The sequence below is a fragment of the Psychrobacter sp. Sarcosine-3u-12 genome (assembly GCF_002836005.1).
Lineage (GTDB): Bacteria > Pseudomonadota > Gammaproteobacteria > Pseudomonadales > Moraxellaceae > Psychrobacter > Psychrobacter okhotskensis.
Window position 1 is genome coordinate 37987 of sequence record NZ_PJBY01000072.1, and the last position, 8172, is coordinate 46158.

Annotated in this window: 6 protein-coding genes and 1 pseudogene; 3 read left to right on the plus strand and 4 right to left on the minus strand. The window is 44.3% G+C overall.

All coding sequences use genetic code 11. From position 1 onward, the window contains the following. Nucleotides 1–98: 98 nt before the first annotated feature. Nucleotides 99–3449 carry a DNA translocase FtsK gene (locus CXF65_RS02390; protein WP_101210915.1) on the minus strand — a complete coding sequence of 1117 codons (3351 nt, stop codon included), beginning with the start codon at nt 3447–3449 and terminating at the stop codon, nt 99–101. A 669-nt stretch (nt 3450–4118) separates the two neighbouring features. On the opposite strand from CXF65_RS02390, the gene trxB reads away from it, so the two are divergent. From trxB to CXF65_RS02405, 3 genes are all read left to right on the plus strand, one after another. Continuing rightward, nucleotides 4119–5141, plus strand: a complete 1023-nt coding sequence (trxB, locus tag CXF65_RS02395; protein ID WP_101210916.1) for a thioredoxin-disulfide reductase — start codon at nt 4119–4121, stop codon at nt 5139–5141. After that, entirely contained in the window at nt 5142–5972 is an 831-nt protein-coding gene (gene aat, locus CXF65_RS02400) for a leucyl/phenylalanyl-tRNA--protein transferase (protein WP_101210917.1), read from the plus strand. 62 nt (nt 5973–6034) lie between these two features. Further along, nucleotides 6035–6466, plus strand: a complete 432-nt coding sequence (locus CXF65_RS02405) for a MerR family transcriptional regulator (RefSeq protein WP_025652108.1) — start codon at nt 6035–6037, stop codon at nt 6464–6466. Between the two features lie 63 nt (nt 6467–6529). On the opposite strand, the gene rimI is transcribed toward CXF65_RS02405, so the two are convergent. The 3 genes and pseudogenes from rimI to tuf form a co-directional block, all read right to left on the minus strand. Further along, nucleotides 6530–7000 carry a ribosomal protein S18-alanine N-acetyltransferase gene (gene rimI, locus CXF65_RS02410; protein WP_025652107.1) on the minus strand — a complete coding sequence of 157 codons (471 nt, stop codon included), beginning with the start codon at nt 6998–7000 and terminating at the stop codon, nt 6530–6532. A gap of 178 nt (nt 7001–7178) precedes the next feature. Continuing rightward, nucleotides 7179–7541 (minus strand): hypothetical protein, encoded by a 363-nt coding sequence (locus tag CXF65_RS02415; protein ID WP_025652106.1) that lies wholly within the window; start codon nt 7539–7541, stop codon nt 7179–7181. A gap of 279 nt (nt 7542–7820) precedes the next feature. Further along, nucleotides 7821–8172: pseudogene (gene tuf / locus CXF65_RS02420) on the minus strand (elongation factor Tu); the annotation flags it as partial.

Below are 8172 nucleotides of genomic sequence, written 5' to 3' on the forward strand. Positions count from 1 at the left end.
AACGTTCACTATGTGATTTTCAATGTCAGACCTGATAATTAAAAAAGACGAACCACTCTCGTGACTCGTCTTTTTTATTGTTTAATATAATCTAAATGCTACATCAATAACTCACGCTTACCACTTTTACCCATCGAACTGACCAAGCCAGCCTCTTCCATTGAGTCAACGATACGAGCAGCACGGTTATAACCGATGCTAAACTTGCGCTGAATACTAGAGGCAGAGACTTTTCGCGTCTCCATAATAAACGCCACAGCATCGTTATAAAGGTCATCGTCCTCACCAGAAGCATTCGCCGTACTACCACCGCCACTAGGACTAGACAGTTCAAAGTTGCCTGCCATATTATCGATATAATCAGGCGCACCGCGTTCACGCCATGCATCACAGACGCGGTTGACCTCTTCATCGCTGACATATGCACCATGCACACGGTCTGGCTCAATTTGCCCAGGTCCTAAAAATAGCATATCGCCATTACCAAGCATGTCTTCGGCACCGCCACTGTCTAGAATCGTTCGCGAATCCACTTTTGAGTTCACTCGTAACGCTGCACGCACTGGGATATTGGCTTTAATCAAACCCGTGATAACATCGACCGATGGACGCTGGGTGGCAAGCATCAAATGAATCCCTGCCGCGCGTGATTTTTGCGCCAAGCGCGTGATCAGTTCTTCAGCTTGTTTGCCGACTTGCATAATCATATCGGCAAACTCATCCGCGACAATGACAATCATCGGCAAAGTTTTTAGCTTCGGTGCTTGGCTGATACTCACGCTGTCATTGGGTCGCCATAAAGGGTCAAGCATAGGATTGCCTGATTTCTCAGCAGCAATGACCTTTTTATTGAACTCGTTAAGCTTACGCACCTTTAATAAGCTCATTAGCTGATAACGGCGCTCCATCTCTGCCACACACCATGACAAGGCACTAGCGGCTTCAGTCATATCGGTGACGACTGGCGTTAGCAGATGCGGAATGTCGTTATAGTTGGCAAGCTCTAATTGCTTTGGATCAATCAAAATCAGACGCAGCTCATTTGGCGTATATTTGAGTAGCATCGACAGTAGCATTGAGTTGACCAATACCGATTTACCAGAGCCTGTGGTGCCCGCAACCAACATATGCGGCGCGCGGGCAAGGTCAGTAATGATGGCATTACCACCGATATCCTTACCCATCGCCATACTGATTTGGGCTTTCGGGTCGTTGAACTTTTCGGTATTTAATAGCTCAATCAAACGCACCATCTCGCGCTGTTTGTTTGGCACTTCTATACCGATATAGGGCTTGCCCGGTATGACTTCGACCACACGCAAAGATGCCATTGATAGCGAACGCGCCAAATCGCGTGAAATACCGGTGACCTTACTGGCCTTTACGCCAGCGGCAAGCTCCACTTCAAAGCGCGTGACAACGGGACCCGGAATAGCATTGACCACAGCAGCCTTGACGTTGAACTCTTGCAATTTGATCTCTAATAACTCAGACAATTGCTCAAGCTCAGCAATAGTATAACTGGGCTTACGATCAGGATCTGGTTTATCTAAAATAGAGATCTCAGGGATAGGCGTCAGACTACTGCGATAGGCAGCCGTTTGCATCGAACGAGATTTTTGGCTAAAGGCGGCATCATCACTAATATGAGGCATCACAGGCAGGTCAGTGTCGTCAGCTCGACTGTCATCTTCTGGCATCATATCAGCAATATGGTTACCGCTATCACCCTCTGGCACGGCAAAGCTTACCGTTGGTTTAGACGCAACTATCGGTTCAATAGCTGGCGCTGTGACGGTAGTTTCTACTGTAGGCGGCAGTTTAGGATTAGCCGGTGGCGTATTGGTCGGGGTCATATCAGCGACTGGTGCGACGATACTTACATCATCCTCTTCTGGAGCAGGACTTTGTATTGACAATGGGCTTTTCCATTGCTCTTCATTTGATAACTTGTCTGCTAACTTGTCTGATGACCCAGCAGAGGCGTCATAAGTATTCTCTACTGCTGGCTTTAGTGCTGGCTGTTCAGGTTTATTAGTATCTTCTTCTGTTTCTTGAGAAGGTGGTGAAACAGGCGCATGCTCTGCTAACCAAGACTCTGCCAATGTATCAACTGTTTCATGCGTTGTATGACTGTCATCTGACGTTGCAGCTTGAGGCTCATCCATAAGATGAGGCGCGATTTGCTTGCTTGCTGCCCCTACAACTGCCTGCTCGACGCTGTTTGGTTGGTAATTAACAGTAGAGCTTGCTGTTGGTGTCTCTAGCATTGCCGTTTCTGTTACCGCGTCTGTGGCTACTGAGGTCTCAGTTGGTGACTCAGTATGATTCATATAAGTAGGTGCAGCAGCGTCAGAATACTGATTACTGTCTTGAATACTTTGATCGTGAATAGCAAAGTCGCTGGCCAATAGGTCATCAACGGTATTGGCATCATTCCAAGCAAAGCTCGGCTCCACTTTACGGGTAGGCGTCGTGACAGGGTTTGAGGTAGTAGATACCTTGTTCTCGCTAAAGGTGCTAGAGGCATTTACGCTGGTGCTGCTAGGCGTGACGGCGGCGCTTGATAAATGCTCGCTCTGACCATCATTCCTCGCGGATACTGGCGTCGCTGCTGCCATAGAAGCCTTGACGCTAGCACCTAACCCAGAAGTCGCTAAAAAATCAGTCAGTACATGACTGAAACGACCACTATTATCTGCTTGTTGCTTATGCGCAGTGTCCTCAGTAGCTTGCAGCTCAAGGGGCAGCTGCTCATATTCTGCTACCGCTTGCGCGGCTTCTTCGTCAGTTCGACTGTCATCATCACGCTGTTGATGACGTTCTTTAGTTGCCTGCACACTATCACGCTCGTTATCTTGCTTTCTTACACCAGAACCAAGCCATGATAGGGTCATGATTTTTTGATATATCACCAGCCAATGAATATTAAAGGCAAAGGTCGCGGTGATAATCACGAACACCGTTAAAAAAATCACACTCCCCCACTGCGATAATAATTGAGCCAAACGCGCTTGCAGCTCAAGCCCGATAATACCACCCGCTACCCCTTTTAGGCCTGTGGCGACCGGATCGGCTACTTGCTGCACTAAAGCGACCAGTTGCGCGAATAAAGCACTCGCACTTAGGATTAAAAACACATAAGCAACCAAGCGCAGCAACCAAAACGTCGGCTTATTGTCCCACCAAATAAGAATAGATTCATAGACCACAAACGCCAGCAACCACCATGCGCCAAAGCCAAAAAAGCTATAAAGCAGGTCAGATAACCAAGCACCTGTCTCACCACCCATATTATTGATGGTCGTCATATCACTACTGATATGCGACCAGCTTGGATCATTACCGGTATAGGTCAGTAAAATAACAAACAGATAAACTGCCAGTATCAACCCAAGGAGGGTAAATATTCCTTTTTTCAAATACTCAATAAGCGGTGCTGATATCACGTAAGATCTGCCTTGTTATTAATACTAATTGGTCGCCAATGCATGACTAAGCCTAACCATGCTGACATAAAATTCTGATATAACGCACCAATATAAAGTGCTGATATGCATTTACCTAGTGCAGTGTTTATGATGAAGCGCATCAGGCTAAACCTTGTGTAAAAAGGAGTTTAGCCTCATTGATAAGATAAAACATGTGCTTTATCACTTGCCCTTATTTGTCATTTGCTATCGTTTGTCCATCGAATAATTGACGCGGACAAGCGTCATGACACTGGGCATAACCTCCTATAATAACAAATAGATAGGGACGGTGGCGACAGTGTTATAAAGAAAGCGTGCAAGAAAACCTCTTAATAGACAATTTGGGCAAAAATCTGCCACATTTAACCGATATGACTCACAGAAAACGCTTAAACTTCTTACCTAAACGCTTTAAAATACCCAGCCGTTCTTAGGCTGTGTTTGCGCATGTTAAGCATTCCTATAGATGCTTTAATTCTAATGATACCCATGTTTGTTTTAGCAAACTTGCACTTTTTGCCGTCTGCCCTTATGTTATTATCACACAGCAATTAAAAAAACTATACTAACGCATATTTTTGGTGATTATTTCTTATCATATTGATTATTAGCTCTTTTCATTCTTATATTTAGCAAGGAAAAAACATGGCAACTGACAACCCTACTCCACGCCACGAAAAACTCATTATTCTAGGCTCAGGTCCTGCTGGTTACTCTGCTGCTGTTTATGCAGCGCGTGCCAACCTAAAACCTGTTATGGTCACTGGTTTAGAAGTGGGCGGACAGCTCACCACCACCACCGAAGTCGACAACTGGCCGGGCGATGCGCATGACTTAACGGGTCCTGCATTGATGGATCGTATGAAAGCGCACGCTGAGCGCTTCGGTACAGAATTGGTCTATGACCATATCAATGATGTCGATTTAACAGAGCGTCCCTTTAAATTAACGGGCAATAACGGCAACTACACTTGTGATGCCTTGATTATCTCAACCGGTGCCTCAGCGCAATACTTGGGCTTGGCATCAGAAGAAAAATTCAAAGGTTTGGGCGTATCAGCTTGCGCAACTTGCGATGGTTTCTTTTATAAAGACCAAAAAGTAGCGGTTATTGGTGGTGGTAATACCGCCGTTGAAGAAGCCTTATACTTATCAAATATCGCAGCTGAAGTCACGCTGGTGCATCGCCGTGATGGTCTACGTTCTGAGAAAATATTACAAGACAAATTGTTTGAAAAAGCCAAAAACGGTAATATCAAAATCGAGTGGAACCATAGCGTCAAAGAAGTGGTAGGCGACGATATGGGCGTCAATGGCGTGGTTTTGGAGTCTACTATCGATGGCAGCACCAAGCAACTAGACGTGTTTGGGGTATTCATTGCTATTGGACACAAGCCAAATACCGAGCTATTCAAAGGCCAGATGGATATGAAAGACGGCTATATTGTGGTCAACAGTGGCCTCAATGGTAATGCGACACAGACCAGTGTTGAAGGGGTTTTTGCCGCTGGTGATGTGGCAGATCATGTCTACCGTCAAGCGATTACTTCCGCTGGTACTGGCTGTATGGCAGCCCTCGATGCAGAAAAATATCTAGACTCGCTAGGCGAAACCGTGGCGACCGATCATACTTATGCATCAACGCTCACTGCTGATAAAGAAGTCTAAATGAGCCACTCTGCTAAAACTGCTAACCCAAGCGTCAGTGTCGATAATCATATCGATACTGACGCTCATATAAAGCCTGAGACTCTAAAAAGTCTTGGGCTTTATGATTTCCCCAATCCTATTTCCGTCGATCCTGAAGGGGTTGGCTTGGTCGCTGTGGGTGGAGATCTAGCATCTGAAACGCTGATTTCTGCTTATGCGCAAGGCTTATTTCCTTGGTTTAATGAAGATGAGCCTATCGCTTGGTGGTGTCCTGAGCCGCGCTGTGTGATGCTGCCAACTGACTATCAACCAAGTAAATCCCTACGCAAACAAGCCCGTCGCGAACGTTGGCAACTTACTCTCAACCAAGACTTTGATGAAGTGATTCACTCTTGTAGTATGCCGCGCAGCGATGGCTTACCCGAGGGCGAGCATACGTGGATTCATGATGAAATGATTGCAGCCTACACCAAACTACATGCGCAAGGCTTTGCGCATAGCATTGAAGTTTGGGATGATAACAGCCAACTAATTGGCGGCTTATATGGGCTAAAAATAGGCAACATCTATTTTGGTGAATCGATGTTTCACCGTGCTTCCAATGCGTCTAAATTAGCATTTTGGGGCTTGATGCGCTTATGCGCACAAAGCAATGTCGCGCTTGTGGACTGCCAACTACCCAATGAGCATTTGATGAGCTTGGGGGCAACGACCCTACCACGTGCTGAATTTCTTAACCAATTAGACACACTGATAGCCAGCCGTTCAGTCAAATGGCACAAAGACTCTCATAAACCTTTAGCCGTATCGTTACTAGATACCGCAGAGCCTTGGCAGCCACAGTTATAAGTGCAGACTCAAACTGGATTGTAGATAATAATCGAATCAAACATCTTACTTACGAGGTTATTATGGCTCCTGATACATCATTTTTGTTAATTGGAAAACTGGCCATCAAAGCCAATACAACCAAAGACACCGTACGTCATTATGATGAGCTAGGGCTACTCAAGTCTCGCAAACGTCAGGCCGGCTCACGCTTATATACTGAGTTTCATCCCGAATGCATTGAGCGTATTGAGTTGATTAAAAGCGCACAAGCCATTGGCTTTACCCTTACTGAAATCAGAGACAGTCTTAATGACTATTATGATGGGCAGCTAGATATCGATTTACAACTGACGCTCACACAGCAAAAACTGGCACAAGTCAAAAAACAACAAGCCAATATCAATGTCATGATAGAGCTGTTAAGCGAACGTATTGAAGTGCTTGAGCGAATGAAAGCAGATAGTGACTATGAGCTCGATATTGAAGTGTGCAAAAAGACAATACCCGAGTAATCTAGGGCATGTTCTCATTTATAATACTTATTAATCCAATAGTATGTGTGCTGCTAATAACTATTAAAGATACACACGCTGCATAATTAATGCGTCAATGGCTGGGTGATGAGGAATCTGGTAATAGCCTTTCCGCCGATGAATCACTGCCAATCCTTGCTGCTCATATAAATTAATAGCCGCTACATTATCTGCGCGCACCTCTAACAATAAGCTCTCTACCTGATTACTCATTAGCTCTGCATTTAATTTCGCAAAAAATTGCGAGGCGATACCTTGGCGTTGGTAGGCAGGATGCGTGCCGATGCGCAGGATCTCTGCTTGCTCAAAAACCACTTGATAGAGGCAGTAGCCAACGACTTTATCGCTTTGATAAACGACCAATAAATCAATACTATCCTGTGCAAGCAATTCTATTATTGTCTGATAACCCCAAGCATCTTGCGATTGGATAATAGTTTCAATATTGGCAACGGCTTGAATAATGCTTTGAGCTTCGGATGATTGTTTATTGAGTAAATCTAGGGTTAGCATTATTATTCCTGATTCTAGTTTTATTACACATATCTGCAAATTTGTGGAGCTTTTGTACGGTGCGTTCCACGCAACAATAACTATAACCGCAAAACCAATTTATCTCAGTCGCGTAGGTCGCGTTAGTTTTTCAAAATCTTTCAAAGAGTAAAGATAAAACGTAACTCACCATCTGATTTTAATAAGCTCTACCATGACCTGTATACTTACGTTGTACTAAATCGAATCCATACCAAAAGTCGCGCATATGAGTGTCATTCGTATTAAACACTATTCTCAATTCGTTATCAATTTCCCAAGACCAAGCATATATTAGAGTTATTTTTTTATTCTCAATTTCCACATCAGAAAAAAGTATGACGAACATGAAGCTACTCTTCTTGTCGTATACTTTTGCTACAAAACTTGTCTTAGTAGATAGTCTCTCTTTACTAAACACCAAAATATAATCGAAATTATCGAGATTTCTAACTTCATCATATTCAAAGTCAATATCAAAACCGCTTAGCAGTGATACTTTCTCAGGAGTATTAAGTTTCATTTCTTTACCTTATTATCGATTTTGCTAAGAGGTATGACCTTAATTTCTATTGATGTCGTAAAATATTAATAATTAATGCACTTAGATTGATTTACCACAGCGTATCTACGACAGATAGCCAGCCCGTAGATAGCATTAGAATATAACAAATAATCGGTGCGCGGGGCGCACCCTACAGCCAACTTGCATTTATCACCACCCAAAAAAAAGCCACCCTTTCTCAAGGATGGCTTTTCACGAACTGATCAACTTTCTCAGATGACTCTGATAGGTTAAATCTTAGTTCAATACGTTAGCAACAACACCAGCGCCTACAGTACGGCCGCCTTCACGAATAGCGAAGCGAAGACCTTTGTCCATAGCGATTGGGTGGATAAGCTCTACGCCCATCTCAACGTTATCACCAGGCATAACCATTTCAGTACCGTCTTGTAATTGGATTGCGCCAGTTACGTCAGTGGTACGGAAGTAGAACTGTGGACGATAGCCGTTTAGGAATGGTGTGTGACGACCACCCTCTTCTTTTGACAGTACGTATACTTCTGCGTCAAATTTGGTATGCGGGGTGATAGAACCTGGCTTAGCGAGTACTTGGCCACGTTGGACGTCTTCACGCTTAGTACCACGTAGC